The sequence below is a fragment of the Thermocatellispora tengchongensis genome (assembly GCF_014202315.1).
Lineage (GTDB): Bacteria > Actinomycetota > Actinomycetes > Streptosporangiales > Streptosporangiaceae > Thermocatellispora > Thermocatellispora tengchongensis.
Map to the genome: position 1 here is coordinate 122,001 of NZ_JACHGN010000026.1, position 18,031 is coordinate 140,031.

The 18,031-nt window shown below is 73.9% G+C and carries 20 protein-coding genes; 13 read left to right on the forward strand and 7 right to left on the reverse strand.

All coding sequences use genetic code 11. From position 1 onward, the window contains the following. Positions 1 to 7: 7 nt before the first annotated feature. A complete protein-coding gene (locus tag HNP84_RS42840; protein WP_185055820.1) occupies positions 8 to 871 on the forward strand; it encodes an SGNH/GDSL hydrolase family protein in 864 nt (287 codons plus the stop codon). Positions 872 to 1,053: 182 nt separating this feature from the next. Here the strand turns inward: HNP84_RS42840 and HNP84_RS42845 are convergent, their stop codons facing one another. Together HNP84_RS42845 and HNP84_RS42850 are read right to left on the reverse strand one after the other, a co-directional pair. Beyond that, positions 1,054 to 1,668: a histidine phosphatase family protein gene (locus tag HNP84_RS42845; RefSeq protein WP_185055821.1), complete on the reverse strand. Its 615-nt coding sequence runs from the start codon at positions 1,666 to 1,668 to the stop codon at positions 1,054 to 1,056. Positions 1,669 to 1,812: 144 nt separating this feature from the next. Continuing rightward, on the reverse strand, positions 1,813 to 3,054 hold the full coding sequence (locus HNP84_RS42850; protein WP_185055822.1) for a PEP/pyruvate-binding domain-containing protein: 1,242 nt from the start codon (positions 3,052 to 3,054) through the stop codon (positions 1,813 to 1,815). Between the two features lie 59 nt (positions 3,055 to 3,113). Here HNP84_RS42850 and HNP84_RS42855 point away from each other — a divergent pair, with 59 nt between their 5' ends. Beyond that, positions 3,114 to 3,509 carry a DNA-binding protein gene (locus HNP84_RS42855; RefSeq protein WP_185055823.1) on the forward strand — a complete coding sequence of 132 codons (396 nt, stop codon included), beginning with the start codon at positions 3,114 to 3,116 and terminating at the stop codon, positions 3,507 to 3,509. After that, a complete protein-coding gene (locus tag HNP84_RS42860; protein WP_185055824.1) occupies positions 3,506 to 4,141 on the forward strand; it encodes a transcriptional regulator in 636 nt (211 codons plus the stop codon). Before HNP84_RS42855 ends, HNP84_RS42860 begins: the two co-directional genes overlap by 4 nt. A gap of 85 nt (positions 4,142 to 4,226) precedes the next feature. Here the strand turns inward: HNP84_RS42860 and HNP84_RS42865 are convergent, their stop codons facing one another. From HNP84_RS42865 to HNP84_RS42875, 3 genes are all read right to left on the reverse strand, one after another. Further along, positions 4,227 to 4,856: an IMPACT family protein gene (locus HNP84_RS42865; RefSeq protein WP_185055825.1), complete on the reverse strand. Its 630-nt coding sequence runs from the start codon at positions 4,854 to 4,856 to the stop codon at positions 4,227 to 4,229. 60 nt (positions 4,857 to 4,916) lie between these two features. Continuing rightward, the gene (locus HNP84_RS42870) at positions 4,917 to 5,585 is read right to left on the reverse strand and encodes a LysE family translocator (protein ID WP_185055826.1); all 669 of its coding nucleotides are present in this window, start codon (positions 5,583 to 5,585) and stop codon (positions 4,917 to 4,919) included. A 123-nt stretch (positions 5,586 to 5,708) separates the two neighbouring features. Next, positions 5,709 to 6,692 carry a helix-turn-helix transcriptional regulator gene (locus tag HNP84_RS42875; RefSeq protein ID WP_185055827.1) on the reverse strand — a complete coding sequence of 328 codons (984 nt, stop codon included), beginning with the start codon at positions 6,690 to 6,692 and terminating at the stop codon, positions 5,709 to 5,711. Between the two features lie 84 nt (positions 6,693 to 6,776). On the opposite strand from HNP84_RS42875, the gene HNP84_RS42880 reads away from it, so the two are divergent. Together HNP84_RS42880 and HNP84_RS42885 are read left to right on the forward strand one after the other, a co-directional pair. Continuing rightward, complete coding sequence (locus HNP84_RS42880) at positions 6,777 to 7,517, forward strand: DeoR/GlpR family DNA-binding transcription regulator (protein ID WP_246519358.1); 741 nt, start codon at positions 6,777 to 6,779, stop codon at positions 7,515 to 7,517. Positions 7,518 to 7,548: 31 nt separating this feature from the next. Continuing rightward, positions 7,549 to 8,775: an MFS transporter gene (locus tag HNP84_RS42885; protein ID WP_185055829.1), complete on the forward strand. Its 1,227-nt coding sequence runs from the start codon at positions 7,549 to 7,551 to the stop codon at positions 8,773 to 8,775. Positions 8,776 to 8,811: 36 nt separating this feature from the next. On the opposite strand, the gene HNP84_RS42890 is transcribed toward HNP84_RS42885, so the two are convergent. After that, entirely contained in the window at positions 8,812 to 9,582 is a 771-nt protein-coding gene (locus HNP84_RS42890; RefSeq protein WP_185055830.1) for a hypothetical protein, read from the reverse strand. A 209-nt stretch (positions 9,583 to 9,791) separates the two neighbouring features. Between HNP84_RS42890 and HNP84_RS42895 the strand changes: the two genes are divergently transcribed. The 8 genes from HNP84_RS42895 (at position 9,792) to HNP84_RS42930 (ending at position 16,689) form a co-directional block, all read left to right on the forward strand. After that, positions 9,792 to 10,796: an AAA family ATPase gene (locus HNP84_RS42895; RefSeq protein ID WP_185055831.1), complete on the forward strand. Its 1,005-nt coding sequence runs from the start codon at positions 9,792 to 9,794 to the stop codon at positions 10,794 to 10,796. 5 nt (positions 10,797 to 10,801) lie between these two features. Then, positions 10,802 to 11,761 carry a DUF58 domain-containing protein gene (locus HNP84_RS42900; RefSeq protein WP_185055871.1) on the forward strand — a complete coding sequence of 320 codons (960 nt, stop codon included), beginning with the start codon at positions 10,802 to 10,804 and terminating at the stop codon, positions 11,759 to 11,761. A gap of 7 nt (positions 11,762 to 11,768) precedes the next feature. Next, on the forward strand, positions 11,769 to 12,716 hold the full coding sequence (locus tag HNP84_RS42905; RefSeq protein WP_185055832.1) for a VWA domain-containing protein: 948 nt from the start codon (positions 11,769 to 11,771) through the stop codon (positions 12,714 to 12,716). Between the two features lie 47 nt (positions 12,717 to 12,763). Further along, positions 12,764 to 13,357 carry a class I SAM-dependent methyltransferase gene (locus HNP84_RS42910; protein ID WP_185055833.1) on the forward strand — a complete coding sequence of 198 codons (594 nt, stop codon included), beginning with the start codon at positions 12,764 to 12,766 and terminating at the stop codon, positions 13,355 to 13,357. Further along, complete coding sequence (locus tag HNP84_RS42915; RefSeq protein ID WP_185055834.1) at positions 13,354 to 13,956, forward strand: TrmH family RNA methyltransferase; 603 nt, start codon at positions 13,354 to 13,356, stop codon at positions 13,954 to 13,956. Before HNP84_RS42910 ends, HNP84_RS42915 begins: the two co-directional genes overlap by 4 nt. Before the next feature lie 59 nt (positions 13,957 to 14,015). Continuing rightward, positions 14,016 to 14,813: a glycerophosphodiester phosphodiesterase family protein gene (locus HNP84_RS42920; RefSeq protein WP_185055835.1), complete on the forward strand. Its 798-nt coding sequence runs from the start codon at positions 14,016 to 14,018 to the stop codon at positions 14,811 to 14,813. A 48-nt stretch (positions 14,814 to 14,861) separates the two neighbouring features. Further along, positions 14,862 to 16,220, forward strand: a complete 1,359-nt coding sequence (locus HNP84_RS42925) for an MFS transporter (RefSeq protein WP_185055836.1) — start codon at positions 14,862 to 14,864, stop codon at positions 16,218 to 16,220. Positions 16,221 to 16,344: 124 nt separating this feature from the next. Further along, a complete protein-coding gene (locus tag HNP84_RS42930; RefSeq protein ID WP_185055837.1) occupies positions 16,345 to 16,689 on the forward strand; it encodes an RNA polymerase-binding protein RbpA in 345 nt (114 codons plus the stop codon). A gap of 755 nt (positions 16,690 to 17,444) precedes the next feature. On the opposite strand, the gene HNP84_RS42935 is transcribed toward HNP84_RS42930, so the two are convergent. Then, positions 17,445 to 17,999 (reverse strand): FxsA family protein, encoded by a 555-nt coding sequence (locus HNP84_RS42935; RefSeq protein ID WP_185055838.1) that lies wholly within the window; start codon positions 17,997 to 17,999, stop codon positions 17,445 to 17,447. Positions 18,000 to 18,031: the final 32 nt, after the last annotated feature.

Genomic DNA, 18,031 nt, shown 5'->3' on the forward strand with positions numbered 1-18,031 from the left:
AGGTGCCATGGTGCGCAGGACGGTCACCCTTGTGACGGGTGCCGCCATCGTCTCATCGGCCTGCCTGGTCTTTCCCGGGCATGCCTCGGCCGCGACCTGGTCACCGGGTGTGATGGCCGCGCTCGGCGACTCGATCAGCGCCGGGTTCAACGCCTGCGGGTGGTACGTCTCGTGCACCTCGCGTTCCTGGTCGGCGGGGGACAACTCCACCGTGAACAGCCACTACCTGCGCCTGCGCGGCGGCTCCCGGGAATCGGGGCGCAACCTGAACTTCGCCGTGCCCGGCGCCACCAGCGCCGACCTGGCCGGGCAGGCGCGGCAGGCGGTGCGCAAGGGGGTGGAGTACGTCACCATCCTGATCGGCGCGCAGGACGCCTGCGTCAGGGACGAGAAGAACATGACACCGGTGGCGACGTACCGGCGCAACATCGGCGCGGCGCTGGACGTGCTGCGCGAGGCGTCTCCGCCGGTACGGGTGTTCGTCGCCAGCATCCCCGACATCAAGCGGCTGTGGTCGGTGGGCAAGGACAGCACCCTGGCCCGCACCTTCTGGTCGGTGGGGCAGTTGTGCCAGTCCATGCTGTGGAAGCCGACCTCCACCGCCAAGGCCGACAGGGCCCGCCGCGACCGGGTGCGCGCCCGCGTGGTGGACTACAACGCGGCACTGGCCCAGGAGTGCGCGGCCTACGGCCCGGCCTGCAGATTCGACCGCAACGCGGTCTTTTCCTACCCCTTCACCCTGGACCACGTCAGCAAGTGGGACTTCTTCCATCCCAACGCCGAGGGCCAGCGCATCATCGCCGAACGCACCGCCTTCGTCCTGCGCGGCTGGGACCTGCCCGCCCCGGTTCCCGAGGAGGCCCAACGCTGATCGATCCATGCCGATAGATCCATGAGGTGGGCGCAGGGCCCACGGTCATGACCGCCCGCGCGGTCACGGCCGTGCGCCCTGCGCCATCCGCGGCGGCTGCGCGGCCGCCCAGCCGGTGAACACCGCCTTCGGTGAGAGTCCGAGCCCGGCCGGCGGTCGCGTACGGGTCCTGTGGAGCCGCCTCATGGCCTCATGCCGCCGGGGAACCCGGTCCAGCGCAGGTCGGGCGGGAGGTGGCTCATGTCGTTGAACATCACGAGCGTCGGCGGCAGGCCGGGGCGGTAGTCGATGACCGTCAGCGCGGCGTTGGCGCTTTCCAGGCCGAGCCACCGCGCCGGCGGCGCGTCCAGGGCGTGCCGCACCAGCCACGCGATCGGGTACGCGTGCGTCACCAGCACCTCGTGGGTGTCGCGCCCGGTTCCCGCCGCCGTCGTGCCGGGGAACTTCGCGAACCGGGCGACCAGGGTCTCGGCGAGCTTATGGCCCGAGGCCGCCTCGGCGTCGTCGTAGCCGTCGAAGAAGCCGGCCCAGGATGGGGGTGTCTCGGCCGGTCGGGGAACGTAGGGCACATGGTCGATGAGTTCGGCGGCCTCGGAGACGGGCGCGTTTCCCAGGTGCCGGGCCATTTCGTGCGCGCTGGCCGCGGCGCGCGGCAGCGGGGAGTGCCACACGGCTTCGACCGGCAGGCCGGCGAGCCGTTCGCCCAGCAGTCGCGCCTGCCGGCGGCCGATGTCGGTGAGGTTTCCGAACGCGTCGGCCGCGCCGTGGCGTGCCAGGTAGAGGTGTCGCGTGGGCATGAGCGGTTGGGACGCGGCGCCCGAGCGGGCCCGCTTCCCGTCTCCTTTCGATTCGTGAGTGACGTGGGTGTGGGGGGTCTGTCCGGTGCGGCGGGGCGCGAGGAGGCCGCGCGCGGCCCCCCGGCCGGAGAGGCGGGGGATCGGTCACGCATCGGCCGCCGTGACGGCGCCGGTGGTGCCGTTGACGGTGATGGCGCCGCCGTCGCGGAGTCTGCTCGTCGCGTTCGGGATGCCGAGGACCGCGGGGATGCCGTGCTCGCGGGCGACGATCGCGGCGTGGGAGAGCACGCCTCCGGTTTCGGTGACGACGCCGGCCGCGATGCGCAGCAGCGGCGTCCAGGCGGGGTCGGTGAAGGGGCAGACGAGGATGTCGCCCGGGTGCACGCGCCCGAAGTCGCCGGGACCGCGGACGATCCTCGCGGGGCCGGTCACGACCCCGTGGCTCCCGGGTGTTCCGGTCAGCGTGGGCGCGGCGGCCGAGGGGTGGCCGGCAGGCGCGGGCCACGCCGGGGGTGCGGCGGTGACCGGCCGCGCTTGCAGGATCCAGGTACGTCCATCGGCGACGGCCCACTCGACGTCCTGCGGTCCACCGCGTACGGCGGCGATCTCCTTGCCCAGCTCGGCCAGCAGTCCGGCGGTCGCGTCGTCGATCGCCGGCCGGTCGCGGTCGCGTTCGGGCACGTCGGACACGACGAGCCGCCCGCCGCGCCGGTCGAGGCGGGTCCGCTTGTACGCGACCGTCCGGGTGACCGACCCGTCCTCGGCGACGCGGTAGGCGTCGGGGGTGACCGTGCCGCCGACGATGCTGGGGCCGAGGCCCCAGGACGCCTCGATGCGGGTCGCGTCGTGCGGGTCCGCGGGGGTGAACATGACCCCGGACACCTCGGCGTCCAGATGGCGTTGCACGAGGACGGCCATGGCGAGGCCGTCGAAGGCCGGGCCGCCGGAGGCGCCCTGGTAGTCGATGGCGCGCGAAGTGAACAGCGAGGCCCAGCAGGCGCGTACGGCGTCGGCCACCCCGCCGGCTCCGCGCACGGCGAGGAAGCTGTCGTGCTGACCGGCCGCCGACGCCTGGCCGGTGTCCTCATGCGCGGCGGATGATCGCACCGCGACCGGCGGATCGCCGAGCGCGCCGAGCGCGCGTACGAGCGCGTCGCGCAGGGTGGCCTGGACCGGGCGGGCCGCGACCGCCCGCCGCACGGCGTCGAGAGGGTCCGGCTCGCCGGCGAGCCGTTCGAGGTCCAGGTCGCGGACGGCGGCGTGGTAAGCGGCGAACGACACGACGAAGCCGTCGGGAACCGGCAGTCCCGCGCGAAGCAGCGCGCCGAGCGCACCGGCCTTGCCCCCGCACGTATCGGCGGCAGCCGACCTGAGGGGTACGATCATCCACTCCGCCTTTCAACAGAACATTGACAACAATTTCTTGATTGTGGATCATTAATGGCATGTCACGCAAGGAGGACATCACTCACACCGGGCGCGCGGACAACGCTCAGGCCGACCGCGAGCGCGACGCGCGCGAACGCCTGCTGCGCCGGGGCGCCGACGCGCTCGACGCCCGTCCGTGGCGCCCCTCCCCGGCTCCGCCGGCGGCGGTCGATCTCGTCCAGTTCGCCGTCTGGCGCAACGCCGACCTGGACTCAGAGGACATCCTGAGCGCGCTCACCCTCCTGCCCGCCGCCCGCGCCGAGGTCGAAGGACTCGAATCCGCCCTGCTGTTCACCGCCCGCAGCGCCGGGCTGACCTGGGCGCAGATCGCGAACGCGATGGGATTCAACTCCCCCCAGGCGTGCCAGCAGCACTACACCCGCCTGACGGCGCGCCAGGACGCCGGCTCGTGACCCGCGACTCTCCGCCCGGCCTGCTGGTCCTGCACGCGGTGCGCATCCTCGGGTTCGCGGACACCCCGGTGGTCGCGCAGCGGTACGGGCTCGACGCGGCCCGGACCGAAGAGCTGCTGCGCGACGCCGAGGCACGCGGCTGGGCCGGGCACACCGACTTCGCCGGCACCGCGGGCTGGTCGCTGACCGAACCGGGCCGCGCCGAGAACGAGCGCCGGCTCGCGGCCGAGCTCGCACGCGTCGGCGGCGCCGACGAGGTCCGCGACGTCTACCGCGAGTTCCTCCCCCTGAACGCCCTCCTGCTGCGCGCCTGCACCGACTGGCAGCTCCGGCCCACCGCCGGCGACCGGCTCGCCGTCAACGACCACTCCGATCCCGCCTGGGACGCCCGGGTCCTCCACGAGCTCGACGGCATCTCCCGCGCGCTCACGCCGCTGGCCGAGCGGCTCGGGAGCGTCCTGACCCGGTTTCGCGGCTACGACACCCGATTCTCCGCGGCCCTGGCGCGCGCCCGAGCCGGGGAAGGCGCCTGGGTGGACCGAACCGACATCGACTCCTGCCATCGCGTCTGGTTCCAGCTCCACGAAGACCTCGTCGCCACGCTCGGCATCGACCGGAACGCGCACCCTTGACCCGGCCGCAGGCGTACGCCCGCCCGCCCCGGGGCCTGAGGAGCCGGGGCCGGCGGGCGTCGCCGGTCCGCGCGTCTCGAACGCGTCAGGCCGGGACGTACACGACCGGGCCCTGCTCCACCTCGGCGCGGCCCGCGGTCACCGTCGCGATCCAGTCGCGGAACCGGTCCAGGTCGCCCTCGCCCACCGCCGCCTCCACGGCGACCAGGGCCGGGCCGTAGCGCACCTCGCGCACCGGGTACGCCGAGGCGCGCAGGTCGCTCTCCAGCCGGCCCGCCTGACCGTGCCCGACGCGCACCTCCATCACCCGCGCCGGGACCATCCGGATCGCCGGGGCGTCCTCCAGCGTCTCGCCCACCGCCCGGCCGTACGCGCGCGCCAGCCCGCCCGCGCCCAGCAGCACGCCGCCGAAGTAGCGGGTCACCACGGCCACGGTGTCGCTGAACCCCCGGCGCAGCACCGTCTCCAGCATCGGCGTGCCCGCGGTGCCGCCCGGCTCGCCGTCGTCGTCGCCGCGCTGCACCCGCCGGTCGCCGCCCAGCACGTACGCCGAGCAGGTGTGCCGGGCGCCCGGGTGCAGCCGCCTGCGCTCCTCGACGAACGCCCGCGCCTCGTCCTCGCCGGACACGCCGGCCACGGCGCACAGGAAGCGGGACCGCTTGATCTCGATCTCGTGCTCCGCGGGCGCGCTGACGGTGAGGTAGGGCTCTGGCACCCGCTCAGGGTAGTCCGGCCCGGCGCCTTTACAAAGTAGATCAGGAGGTGGGGAGCCCGCTCACCGGGAGTCCAGCGCCATCCGCACGCCCAGGCCGATCAGCACCGTTCCGGAGACCCGCTCCAGCCACCTGCGCACCGCGGGCCGGGCCAGCACCGCCTTCGCCCGCGCGATCAGCCAGATGACCCCGCCGTACCAGAGCGTGTCCACCACCGCCCAGATCACCGCGAGCAGCGTCAGCATGAGCGGCACGCCGGCCCCGCCGGTCTGGCCGGACGGGACGAACTGCGGCAGGAACGACACCGCGAACACCGCGGCCTTGGGGTTGGCGGCGCAGGTGCTCAGCCCGAGCAGGTAGGAGCGCCACCAGCCGCGGGGCGCACCGCCGGGCGCGACCGCCTCGGGATCGGCCGGCTCCGCGGCCTCGGGGGCGCCGCGGCGACGCCTGGCGCCCCACAGCGACTGCGCGCCCATCACCACCAGGATCACGGCGCCCGCGATCCGCATCACGTCGTAGGCGACCTGTGAGGCGACCACCAGCGCGCTCAGCCCGAACGCCGCGGCCAGCGCCCACAGCAGCACGCCGGTCTCGTTGCCCAGGACCGCCGCGAACCCCGCGCCCCGGCCGGAGCGGATCGTCTGCCGGAGGATGACGGCCGTGCTCACCCCCGGGATCATCGCCACGACGACGCAGGCGCCGATGAACGCGGCGAACTGGACACCATCCATGCCGCCCATGCTGTCGCCCGCCCGCCACGGCCGCAATCCCATTTTCCCCTTTTCCGCTGGGCGGCCGCCCGCGCAGACCGCAGCGGGCGACCGGCCGCCCGTCGCGGCGTACCGGGGGGCCGGTCAGTCCGGGCGCACGCCGTACAGGGCGGCCAGGTCGGCGATGGCCTCCTCCATCAGCTTGCGCAGCTCGGGCGGGCCGAGGACCTCCACGTCCGCGCCCATGCGCAGCAGCACCCAGCGCCCGTGCCGCAGCGACTCGACCGGCAGCACGATCTCGCGCCAGCCGTCGGCATCGGGCGGCCCGGCCGCCGCCAGCGCCGCTTCGGCGACGTCCTGGCCCGCGCTGAGGCCCAGCATCGGCTCGGCGCCGGGGGCGAGGCGCAGCCGGGCCTCGGCGGTGTACATGCGCCGCCGGAAGTCGGCCGACCACTCCTGCCAGTAGGCGGCCAGGTCGAAGCCCTCCGGCCGCTCGAACCGGCCGGGCAGCGGCTCGACCGACACGATCCGCGCGACCCGGTACGTACGCGGCCCGCCCCCGTCGGCGCCCGCGACCAGGTACCACGAGCCGCCCTTGAGCACCACCCCGTACGGGTGCACGATCCGCTCCACCTCGCGCGGTCCCCACCGCCTGTAGACCATGCGCAGCGGCCGCTCGTCCCACACCGCGTCGGCGACCACGCCGAGATGCGGCACCTCGTCGGCCTGCCGGTACCAGCCCGGCACGTCCAGATGGAACCGCTCGCGCATCCGCGCGGCGTGCGAGCGGGGCTCGGGCGGCAGCGCGGCCAGCAGCTTCAGCCCCGCCGCCGCGGCCTCCTCCCCCAGCCCCAGGTCCGCGGCCGGCCCGGGGAGGCCGGCCAGGAACAGCGAGGCGGCCTCCTCGGCGCTCAGCCCGTTCAGCCGGGTGCGGTAGCCGTCGAGCAGCCGGTAGCCGCCGGCGGGGCCGCGGTCGGCGTACACCGGGACGCCCGCCGCCGACAGCGCCTCGACGTCGCGGTACACGGTGCGAACCGAGACCTCCAGCTCCCGCGCGATCTCGGGCGCGGTCATCATGCCCCTGGTCTGCAACAGCAGCAGGAGCGAGAGCAGGCGGCTGGCGCGCATGCCTCCGAGTGTGCGCAACGCGGGGCCGCATTGCGAATCGCACATGCCTCATGTTCAAATGAACGCATGGAGAGTGCCGATCGGATGCGATCGATCCTGAACGCGCTGCGGGTCAACGACACCGTCTCGGTGGCCGAGCTGGCGGCGCTGCACGAGGTGTCGGAGATGACGATCCGCCGCGACCTGGACGAGCTGGCCCGGCAGGGCGTGGTGCGGCGAGTGCGGGGAGGCGCGATGAGCCTGCTGCTGCGCGGCGAGGAGCCGCCGTTCGCGGTGCGCGAGCGGGAGGCCGCGGAGGCCAAGCGCCGCATCGGCGCCGAGGTCGCGGCCCTGATCGCCGACGGCGAGGCGGTGCTGCTCGACGGCGGCAGCACGGTGCTGGAGGTGGCCAGGGCGCTGCGCGAGCGCCGCATCACCGTCATGCCGCTGGCCCTGCAGGCGGTGCAGGAGCTGGCCGGCGCGCCGCGCGTACGGGTCGTGCTGCCCGGCGGCGAGGTCCGCAAGGGCGAGCTGAACTTCACCGGCCCGCTGACCGAGTCGTCCATCCGCGCGCTGCGCTTCGACACCGCCGTCATCGGCTGCTGCGGCCTGTCGGCCGAGCACGGCATGACCGCGCACGACCTGCCCGAGGTCGCCATCAAGCAGGCGGCCATGGCCTCGGCGCGCCGGGTGATCGCGGCGACCGACTCCGGCAAGTTCGGCCGCACCGCCTTCGGCGCGGTCTGCCCCATCGACCGCCTGGACGTGGTCGTGACCGACGACGGCATCCCGCCCGAGCAGCACCGCGCCCTCACCGCCGCGGGCGTGACCACCCGCCTGGTCTGACGGCCGTCCCACCCTTTGGAGGGCACCCCTCGTGAATCCCCCCACCCCGGAGCGCCGGGCGGAGACGGCCCGCGCCCGCGTGGCGACCTGCCTGCTGTTCCTGCTGTCCGGGCTGGCGATCGGCACCTGGACCTCCCGGATACCGGCGATCAAGGACGCGCTCGGGCTCACCGACGGGCTGCTCAGCGTCGGCCTGCTCGGCATCGCCGCGGGCGCCATCGCCGGCATGCAGGCCGTGGGCCGCCTGGTGGACAGGCACGGCAGCCGCCGGGTGATGATCCCGGCCGCGCTCGCCCAGGGCGCCGTCCTGGTGCTCCCCGGCGTGATGCCGAACCTGCCGGCCCTGGTGGCGGCGCTGCTGGTCTTCGGCGCCGTGCACGGCGCGCTGGACGTGTCCATGAACGCCGGCGCCGTGGACGTGGAACGGGCCGCGGGCCGCCCGCTGATGTCGTCCTTCCACGCCGTGTTCAGCCTGGGCGGGTTCCTCGGCGCCGCGCTCGGCGCGGGGTTCGCCCACGCCGGGCTGAGCCCGGCGCTGACCTTCCTCGCGGCGGGCGTGCTGATCGCCGCCATGGCGGCCTGGGCCGCCGCCTGGGCGCTCCCGGCCGCCGCCCCCTCCACCACCGCCCCCTCCGCCGCCCCCGACGGGCCCGCCACGGACGGGCGGACGGGCGGGCGCGGGGTGCTCTTCCTGGGGGTGCTGGCCTTCTGCTGCCTGGTCGGCGAGGGCGCCGCGGCCGACTGGAGCACGGTGTACGTCCGCTTCGACCTCGGGGCCTCGGCCTCGCTCGCGGCCATGGCCTACGCCGCCTTCTCCATCGCGATGATGGCGGGCAGGCTGGCCGGCGACCGGCTGGCCGCGTGGCTGGGGCCGGTGACGCTGGTACGCGCGTGCGGCGCGCTCGCCACGGGCGGTCTCGGCGCCGCCCTGCTCATCGGCCACCCGATCGCCGCGCTGATCGGGTTCGGCCTGTTCGGGGCGGGGCTGTCGTGCATCGTGCCCCAGGTGTTCTCGGCCGCCGGGCACCGCGACCCCGCGCAGGCGGGCCGGGCGCTGGCCCGGGTGGCGAGCATCGGCTACGCCGGCTTCCTCAGCGGCCCGGTGCTGATCGGCGGCGTGGCGGAGCCGGCCGGGCTGCCCCGGGCCCTGGCGATCCCGGTCGTGCTCGCCATGTTCGTGGCGCTGACCGCCACCGCTCTGCGCGTCAGGGCATCCGCAGGGCCGCGGCCTGCCCCCGACCGGCTCGGGTCCGCCTGACCGGCTCGGCTCGCCGGATCAAATCGGCTCGGCTGATCAGATGGGCTCGCCGGGGAAGTTCTCCTCGTCGCCCTCGGGGTGGGGTGAGCCCGGACCCGTCTCGCCGGGGCTGGGGGTCGGCGAGGGCCTGCCGGGCACCGGGGTCAGCGGCACCGGCGGCGGCGTGGGGACGAACATCGTGGGCGGCAGCGGGCGCAGCGGCTGCTCGGTGTCGTCCTCGCCGCCGAACAGCAGCCACATGGTCAGCATGAGCAGCGCCACCATCAGCGCCAGCACCGCGCCCGCCGCGATCACCGAGCGGCGCGGCTCGGTCGGCGGCGGCTTGGGACGCGGCGGCGCCGGGATCGCGGGCGAGCGGTCCGACACCCAGTACGGCACGAAGTCGGGGCCGTGCCGCTCGCCGATCAGGGTGCCGCTGACCATGACCGGTTCCAGGAACCTCTCCGCGCCGTCGCGCCCCGGGACGTACGGGGTGGCCACCCACGGCGCGGGGCCGACGTCCATGGCCAGCACCTGCGGCATGGAGTCGGGCACCGGCGCGCGCCCGCGGCCGGGCAGGCGGGCCACCCACCCGCGCACGCCGCCGCGCTCGGTCGCGGCCTCGCGGATCGCGGTGACGAACCGGTCGCGGGCCGCGGCGTCCAGCGCGGCGCCCCTGGTCAGCAGCGCGACCGTGACCGCGCGGCCGTCGGGGGCCTGGGCGAGGTAGACCAGGCCGGCCGGGCCCACGCGCAGGCGCGCCTGGATCACGAACGGACCGAGGGTGGGCGGGTCGCCTTGCTGGAGCTGCGTGGCCACGTCTCTCATGAAAGCACGGGGCCTGCGGTGAAAGCACGCGGGCGCACACCCCGCCACGGACGGCAAAAAAGATCGATGAGGCCCCGTCACCCGAGACGCGTTCGCGTGGCGTTTGATGGAATAACAACCATCATGGAGATCCTGCCTCTTTCGCCCAGGGAAGGAGAGGCGCGCGCCGTGCGGCCGCAAGGCCGGGGGCGGGCGCGCCGACGTACCAGATGACCGTCGCAGAAGAAGTCCCGAGCAACACCCACGGCGAGGTGCTGCGCCAGGCCCTCGCCGAGGTCAAGCGGGTCATCGTCGGCCAGGAGCACATGGTCGAGCGGCTGCTCGTCGCGCTGCTGGCCCGCGGCCACTGCCTGCTGGAGGGCGTGCCGGGGGTGGCCAAGACCCTGGCGGCCTCCACGCTGGCCACCGTCGTCGGCGGCAGCTTCGCCCGCATCCAGTTCACCCCCGACCTGGTGCCCAGCGACATCGTCGGCACCCGGGTGTTCCACCCCTCCAGCGAGAAGTTCGACGTCGAGCTGGGACCGGTGTTCGTCAACTTCCTGCTCGCCGACGAGATCAACCGGGCCCCGGCCAAGGTGCAGTCGGCGCTGCTGGAGGTCATGGCCGAGCGCCAGGTGACGCTGGCCGGCAAGACCCACCCGCTGCCCGCCCCGTTCGTGGTGCTGGCCACGCAGAACCCCATCGAGTCCGAGGGCGTCTACCCGCTGCCGGAGGTCCAGCGCGACCGGTTCCTGTTCAAGGTGCGCATCTCCCACCCCGACGCGCGCGAGGAGCTGGAGATCCTGCACCGGATGAGCGTCAAGCCGCCCAGGCCCGAGGTGGTGCTCGACCCCGAGAAGCTGATCGAGCTGCAGGAGCTGGCCGAGCAGGTCTCGGTGCACCAGCTCGTGGCCGACTACGTCGTACGCCTGGTGATGGCCACCCGCGCGCCCGCGGAGTACGGCCTGGAGGAGCTGGCCGACACGATCGAGATCGGGGTGAGCCCGCGCGCGACCCTGGGCCTGGTCGCGGCCGGGCGAGCGCTGGCGCTGCTGCGCGGGCGCGACTACCTGCTGCCCGACGACGTTCGCGACGTGGCCGTGGACGTCATGGGGCACCGGCTGATGCTCACCTTCGACGCGCTGGCCGACGGGGTGGACCCCGACGAGGTCGTACGGCGCATCCTGGCGGCGGTCCCGCCGCCGCTCGTGGTGTGGAACCAGGGACCGCGGTGAGCGACATGAACACCGCCGAGCAGGCGCTGCGCCGGCTGGAGCTGACGATCGTACGCCGTCTGGACGGCATGCTCCAGGGCAACCACCAGGGCCTGCTCCCCGGGCCCGGCAGCGAGACCGGCGACAGCCGGGTCTACGTGCCGGGCGAGGACGACGTGCGCCGCATGGACTGGGCGGTCACCGCGCGCACCACGGTCCCGCACGTCCGCGACCTGATCGCCGATCGGGAGCTGGAGACCTGGGCGCTGGCCGACCTGTCGCCCAGCATGGACTTCGGCACCGCCGACATGGAAAAACGCGACCTGGTGGTGGCCGCGATCGGCGCCATCGGGTTCCTGGCCGGGCGCATCGGCGACCGGTTCGGCGCGTACGTGCTGCACGAGCGCTTCCTGCACCGCATGCCGGCCCGCGCCGGCCGCCCCGCCCTGTACGGGCTGCTGCACTCCCTGATGGACGCCCCGCGCGCCCGGCCCGCCCCCGACGCGCCCGACCTGGCCGAGGGCATCGACGTGCTGGCCTCCGCCCGGCGGCGGCGCGGCATGCGGGTGGTGGTCTCCGACTTCATCGAGCGCGTCCCCGACCTCGACCCGCAGGCCGAGCGGCCCTGGGAGCGCCCGCTGCGCCGGCTCGCGGCGCGGCACCAGGTGCTCGCGGTGGAGGTGGTCGATCCGCGGGAGCTGGAGCTGCCGCCGGTCGGCCTGGTGACGCTCACCGACCCCGAGACCGGCCGCACCCGGGAGATCCACCTGTCGCCCAAGGTGCGCGCCGCGTACGCCGAGGCCGCCGCGCTCCAGCGCGAGGGCACCCGCCTGGCGCTGCGCCGCTGCGGCGTCGCGCACATGGTGCTGCGCACCGACCGCGACTGGGTGTTCGACGTGGCGCAGTTCGTGCTGCGGCAGCGCCGCATGGCCCATCTGATGCACCGCCACCCCACGGCCGCCGCGGGGTCGGGAGCGAGGAGGTGATGTCGCCGTGACGTTCCTTGCCGCCGGCTGGCTGTGGCTGTTCGCCGCCGTGGCGCTGATGGCGGCCGGCTACGTCGCCGCCCAGTTCTGGCGCCGCCGCTACGCCGTCCGCTTCACCAACATGCCGCTGCTGGCCCTGGTCTCGCCCGCGGCGCCGGGATGGCGGCGGCACGTCGCGCCCGCGCTGTTCCTGGTCATGATGAGCCTGCTGGTGATCGGCGCGGCCCGTCCGGCCGACTCGGTGCGGGTCCCGCGCGACCGCGCCACCATCATCATCGCGCTGGACATCTCGCTGTCCATGGAGGCCGACGACGTACAGCCGAACCGGATCTCGGCGGCCAAGGAGGCGGCGCAGAAGTTCATCCGCGACCTGCCCGAGCGGTTCAACGTCGGCCTGGTGTCCTTCGCCCGCTCCGCCGCCGTGGTCATCTCGCCCACCACCGACCACCTGGCGGTGATCACCGCCGTGGGCAACCTGTCCACCCGCCCCGGCACCGCGATCGGCGAGGCGGTGTTCAACTCGCTCGACTCCATCCGCTCCTTCGACCAGCGCGCGGTCACCGACCCGCCGCCGGCCGCCATCGTGCTGCTCTCCGACGGCGACAACACCTCCGGCCGGTCGGTCAACGAGGCCGTGGAGTCGGCGATGCAGGCCCGGGTGCCGGTCTCCACGATCGCGTACGGCACCCAGGAGGGCACCGTGGTGATCGACGGGCGGGCGGTCAACGTGCCGGTGAACAAACAGACCCTCCAGTCGCTGGCCGAGGGCACCGGCGGCCGGGCGTACGAGGCGGAGTCGGGCACCGAGCTGCGCGAGGTCTACGAGCAGATCGGCACCTCCCTCGGCTACCGGGTCGTCCACCAGGAGATCGGGCAGTACTTCGTCGTGGCCGCGATCGTGGTGGGCCTGATGGTGGCCGCCAGCGCCGTGCTGCTCAGCTCCCGCCTCCCCTGACGCCGGGCGTCCGGGGCGGTGTCCCGGCGTTGGTAACGTCTGTGCCCGTGGCACAGTACTTCGAGGAGCGGCCGGAGGCGGCGAGCAGGCCCGGCGTGGTCACGCTGGTCCTGCCCGACCTGCACCTGCGGCTGGAGACCGACCGCGGGGTGTTCTCCCCCGACCGGGTCGATCCCGGCACGCGCATCCTGCTGGAGAGCGTGCCGCCGCCGCCCGCCGAGGGCGACCTGCTCGACCTGGGCTGCGGCTACGGGCCGATCGCGCTGACCATGGCGGCGCGGGCGCCGCGGGCCACGGTGTGGGCGGTGGACGTCAACCGCAGGTCGCTGGAGCTGTGCGAGCGCAACGCCAAGGCGGCCGGCCTCGGCGGGGTCAGGCCGGTGCACGCCGACGAGATGCCGCCCGGCGTACGCTTCGCCGCCATCTGGTCCAACCCGGCCATCCGCATCGGCAAGCAGGCCCTGCACGAGATGCTGACCCGCTGGCTGTCGCGGCTCGCGCCCGGGGGCGCGGCCTACCTGGTGGTGCAGAAGCACCTCGGCTCCGACTCGCTGCAGCGCTGGCTGAACGAGCAGGGCTGGGCCACGACCCGCGAGGCGTCCAGATCGTCCTACCGCATCCTGAAGGCAGAAGCTCGATGAACGGCACCCGCAGGCAGCTCCGCCCCACCGACGTCAAGCGGCTCAACCGCACCTGGCGGCGCTCCACCGAGAACCGGCTCGCGCTGATCCTGGAGTCGGTCACCGGGCCGTTCAACGTCGGCTCGATCTTCCGCACCGCCGCCGCGTTCGGCGTGGAGTCGATCTGGCTGGCCGGCAACACCACCCCGCCGACCAACCCCAAGGCGCAGAAGACCGCGCTCGGCACCGACCGGCTGGTGTCCTGGAAGGACCCGGTGCCCGCGGCCCAGGCGGTGCGGTCGGCCAGGGACGACGGGTTCACCGTGATCGCGGTCGAGCTGACCGGCGACGCCGTGCCGCTGCACGAGGCGCCCCTCGACGGTGACGTGTGCCTGGTCCTGGGCAGCGAGGACCACGGCTGCTCCCCCGCCATGCTCGACGCCGTCGACTCGGTCTGCTACATCCCGCAGGTCGGGCGGGTGGGCTCGATGAACGTCGGCATCGCCGCCGCCATCGCCATGGCCGAGGCCCGCCGCCGCGAGTGGGCCGCGGCGGGCGACACGCCCGCCGGCGCCGAGCCCGGCCCCGGCGGGATCGGCGGCGAGACCGGGGCTCCGTGACCCAAACGTTCACCGGGCCGCGCTGACGCGCGCCGCCCGAACCGGGCATACTCCTCCACGTGCAGCGCCGTCATCCTTTCCTGGATCATCCGGGCCCGCTCGCCTTCGCCCACCGGGGCGGGGCCGGCGAGAACCGCGAGAACACCATGGCCGCGTTCTCCCGGGCGATCGAGCTGGGCTACACCTACCTGGAGACCGACGCCCACGCGACCTCCGACGGCGTGCTGCTGGCCTTCCATGACCACACCCTGGACCGGGTGACCGACCGCAGCGGCCGGATCGCGGAGCTGCCGTACCGGGTGGTGCGCCAAGCGCGCATCGGCGGCGTGGACGAGATCCCGCTGCTGGAGGACCTGATCGGCACCTGGCCGGAGGCCCGGTTCAACATCGACGTCAAGGAGCGGGGGGCCATCGCGCCGCTCGCGGAGGCGATCAGGCGCACCGCCGCGTACGACCGGGTCTGCCTGACCTCCTTCTCCGACGAGCGGCTGGCGCGGGCGCGCGCCGCCCTGGACGACAAGGTGTGCTCGGCCCTGGGCCCCCGCGGGGTGGCCGCCCTGCGCGCCGCCTCGGTGACCTCCGGCTACGGGCGGCTGCTGACCGGGCTGGCCCGCGCCGGAGTGCCGTGCGCGCAGGTGCCGGTGGGCTTCCGCGGGCTGCGCGTGACCACCCCGGCGCTGGTGCGCACCGCGCACGCGCTCGGCATGCAGGTGCACGTGTGGACGGTCAACGACACCGCGCTGATGCACCGCCTGCTCGACATGGGCGTGGACGGCATCATGACCGACGACATCACCGCCCTGCGCGATGTGCTGACCGCGCGCGGCGTGTGGCACCCCCGCGCCCAGCGGCCCTGACCCCTCGTCCCCCCGACCACGCCCCTCCTCTCCCCGGGAGAACCCCCGATGACCTCCGCCCCCGTCCAGGTCGACGAGAGCCCCGCGGCGCGCAGGCGCGAGCAGCGCGGCTGGTACTGGTACGACTGGGCCAACTCGGCCTTCCCCACCACGGTGCTGACCGTCTTCCTCGGCCCGTACCTGACCGACATCGCCAAGACGGCCGCCGCCGGGCGCGAGTTCGTCGAGGTGCTGGGCTTCGACGTGCGGCCGAGCGCGTACTACTCCTTCGTGGTCGGCGTCGCCGCGATCGTGCAGATCGTGCTGATGCCGGTCGCCGGCGCGCTGGCCGACCACACGGGCCGCAAGAAGGAGCTGATGGGGGTCTTCGCCTACATCGGGGCGGCGGCGACCGTGTGCTTCTGGTTCGTCACCGGGGGGAACTATCTGCTCGGCGGGGCCCTGTTCGTCATCGCCAACGTCGCCTTCGCCTGCGCGTTCGTGATCTACAACTCGTTCCTGCCCGAGATCGCCACCCCCGGCGAGCGCAACCGGGTCTCCGCCGTCGGCTGGGGCTTCGGCTACCTCGGCGGCGGCCTGCTGCTCGCGATCCACCTCGGCCTGTTCCTCAACGCCGAGGGCCTCGGCCTGGACGGCGGCACCGCGGCCCGCATCGCCCTGGCGTCCTCCGGCCTGTGGTGGGGCGGGTTCACGATCATCCCGCTGCTGCGGCTGCGCAACCGCCGCGCGCTGGCCGCCGGCTCCGAGAACGCGGCCCAGGCCGTCGGGCGCAGCTTCCGCCAGCTCGGCCGCACGCTCGTGGAGCTGCGCCGCTACCCGCTGACGCTGGCGTTCCTGGTGGCGTACCTGATCTACAACGACGGCGTGCAGACGGTGATCTCCTTCTCGGCCACCTACGCCGACCAGGAGCTCAAGCTCGGGCAGACGGTGCAGATCGGCGCGATCCTCATGGTCCAGTTCGTGGCGTTCTTCGGCGCGCTGTTGCTGGGCCGCCTGGCGGCCTCGTACGGGGCCAAGCGGGTGGTGCTGACCGCGCTGGTCGCCTGGACCGCGGTGGTCGGCGTGGCGTACTTCCTGCCCGCCGGCTCGGCCCTGGCCTTCTTCGCCCTCGGCTTCGCCATCGCCATCGTCATGGGCGGCACCCAGGCGCTGTCACGCTCGCTGTTCTCGCACGTGATCCCGAAGGGGAAGGAGGCGGAGTACTACAGCCTGTACGAGATCAGCGACAAGGGCTCGACGTTCCTCGGCTCCTTCACCCTCGGCCTGGCCCTGCAACTCACCGACAGCTACCGCTACGGCATCCTGTCGCTGCTCGTCTTCTTCGTGCTGGGCTTCGTGCTCCTGCTGCTGGTCAACCTGCCGAAGGCGATCCGCGCGGCGGGCAACGAGGTGCCCGAGACCATCTGAGGGGACACCGCGGCAAAATCCGCGATTGGATCAACCCATCTGTGGGAATCCATCCACGGTATCAAGCGTTGTACGCCGTGGGAGACAGACCCCTCACGACGGGGCCCTCAGGAGGCATTGAAACATGGGCGAGCGTGCGCTTCGCGGTACCCGACTCGGCGCGACGAGCTACGAGAACGACCGCAACACCGATCTGGCCCCGCGCCAGGAGGTGTCCTACACCTGCCCGAAGGGCCATCGCTTCGATGTGCCGCTCGCTGCCGAGGCCGAGATTCCCGCGACGTGGGAGTGCCGAAGCTGCGGCGCGGTCGGGGTGCGGGTGGACGGCGAGCTACCCCAGGCGAAGAAGATGAAGCCCCCGCGGACTCACTGGGACATGCTGCTGGAGCGGCGCACCATAGAAGACCTGGAAGAAGTGCTGAACGAGCGTCTGGCCATCCTGCGCGCCCAGCGCCGCAAGAGCGCCTGACACACGACCCGAGACACGTCCCGACGCCCCCGGCCCCCCACGGACCGGGGGCGTCCTCATGCCCGCCTCTGCGGGCGGCGCCCCCTCGCGGGCAGGGGCGGACCGGCGAGGAGAAGCACCGCAGCCCGCCGCGGAAGCGCACACACGCCTCAACCGACTCCTGGGCCCCGCATGCAACCGCCTCGCATCGGCAGATCCGGCACCGGCCCCGCAATTCCCCCACCCGTACCAGCAGATGCCATTCGGCGGGCGAGCGCATCACACACCACTCCGCCACGGACCCCCTTCCTGCATGCGCCCCCCACTCCACCTGTGCGGACACCCCTGCTGCCCCGGGCGGGCTGTCAAGGCGTGGCGGAGGGGTGTGTCCCCGTTCCGGGACGAGGCGGCATGCGCGGAATCGGGGAGCGGCCGGCAGGGCTCGGTGTGTCCCAGTTTCGGGAGGCCGTGCGTTTCGACAGGGTCCGGCATCCACCCCCATGCCGCCTTTCCGGGAAAGCCTCCCGTAGGAGGGGGTCACGTCAGGGAGACCGTCGCATTCGCGCAGGTTCCGCGTTCCGGCACCCGCGCCATCCCACCTTGCGGAAGATCCACCATCGACCGGTACTCCCTGGCGGACGCGGGGTCGGCGACTCGCCGCGTTGGGCAGGGCGCGGTGATCCGGAGGGGCGGGGTCAGGGCCGCGGGGCGGCCCGCCGCCATCCCGATCCGCTCTGTGCCCTGCCGTGCCGCCGGTATGCCGGCCGGGGGGCGGGTCAGGCGTCGCGTTCCTCTTCGCGGATCACCTGGCCGTGGATGACGGGGCCGCGGCCGTTCGGGCGGGCGGGCTCGTGGGCGGAGGAGTCGCCGAACAGGTCCTGGGCGAAGGGGCCGGGGGCGCCGGTGAAGGGGCCGCCGAGGAACGGGCCGCCTCCGGCGCCGAGCGGGCCGCCCGCCTGGGCGTAGCGGCGGAGGCGACGGGCGAAGAACCAGGACAGCGCCTTGCGTACCAGCGGGCGGGTGAGGGGGACCACACAGGCGAAGCCCAGCACGTCGGTCAGGAAGCCCGGGGTGAGCAGCAGCATGCCGCCGGCCAGCACCACGCCCGCGTCGGCCAGTTCGCGCTCGGGCATACGGCCAGAGGCCAGCGCGTCCTGGAGGCTGCGCCAGGCGCGGCGGCCCTCGCGGCGCACCAGCCACGCGCCCAGCAGGCTGTCGGCGAGCAGCAGCGCGACCGTGCTCCAGCCGCCGATCACCTCGCCGACCTGGATCAGCAGCCAGATCTCCAGCACCGGCACGACCAGGAACGCCAGGAACAGCAGCAGACGCATCTCATCCTCGATCCGCAGCGGGGGTACATCCG

Bases quoted from the DNA above. Each gene is read 5' to 3' on its own strand.
- HNP84_RS42875 (WP_185055827.1), bottom strand. From the start codon at position 6,692: ATGCGCGCCAGCCGCCTGCTCTCGCTCCTGCTGCTGTTGCAGACCAGG.
- HNP84_RS42890 (WP_185055830.1), bottom strand. From the start codon at position 9,582: ATGAGAGACGTGGCCACGCAGCTCCAGCAAGGCGACCCGCCCACCCTC.
- HNP84_RS42925 (WP_185055836.1), top strand. From the start codon at position 14,862: ATGACCTCCGCCCCCGTCCAGGTCGACGAGAGCCCCGCGGCGCGCAGG.
- HNP84_RS42840 (WP_185055820.1), top strand. From the start codon at position 8: ATGGTGCGCAGGACGGTCACCCTTGTGACGGGTGCCGCCATCGTCTCA.
- HNP84_RS42870 (WP_185055826.1), bottom strand. From the start codon at position 5,585: ATGGATGGTGTCCAGTTCGCCGCGTTCATCGGCGCCTGCGTCGTCGTG.
- HNP84_RS42930 (WP_185055837.1), top strand. From the start codon at position 16,345: ATGGGCGAGCGTGCGCTTCGCGGTACCCGACTCGGCGCGACGAGCTAC.
- HNP84_RS42845 (WP_185055821.1), bottom strand. From the start codon at position 1,668: ATGCCCACGCGACACCTCTACCTGGCACGCCACGGCGCGGCCGACGCG.
- HNP84_RS42850 (WP_185055822.1), bottom strand. From the start codon at position 3,054: ATGATCGTACCCCTCAGGTCGGCTGCCGCCGATACGTGCGGGGGCAAG.
- HNP84_RS42855 (WP_185055823.1), top strand. From the start codon at position 3,114: ATGTCACGCAAGGAGGACATCACTCACACCGGGCGCGCGGACAACGCT.
- HNP84_RS42900 (WP_185055871.1), top strand. From the start codon at position 10,802: ATGAACACCGCCGAGCAGGCGCTGCGCCGGCTGGAGCTGACGATCGTA.
- HNP84_RS42915 (WP_185055834.1), top strand. From the start codon at position 13,354: ATGAACGGCACCCGCAGGCAGCTCCGCCCCACCGACGTCAAGCGGCTC.
- HNP84_RS42895 (WP_185055831.1), top strand. From the start codon at position 9,792: ATGACCGTCGCAGAAGAAGTCCCGAGCAACACCCACGGCGAGGTGCTG.
- HNP84_RS42880 (WP_246519358.1), top strand. From the start codon at position 6,777: ATGCGATCGATCCTGAACGCGCTGCGGGTCAACGACACCGTCTCGGTG.
- HNP84_RS42935 (WP_185055838.1), bottom strand. From the start codon at position 17,999: ATGCGTCTGCTGCTGTTCCTGGCGTTCCTGGTCGTGCCGGTGCTGGAG.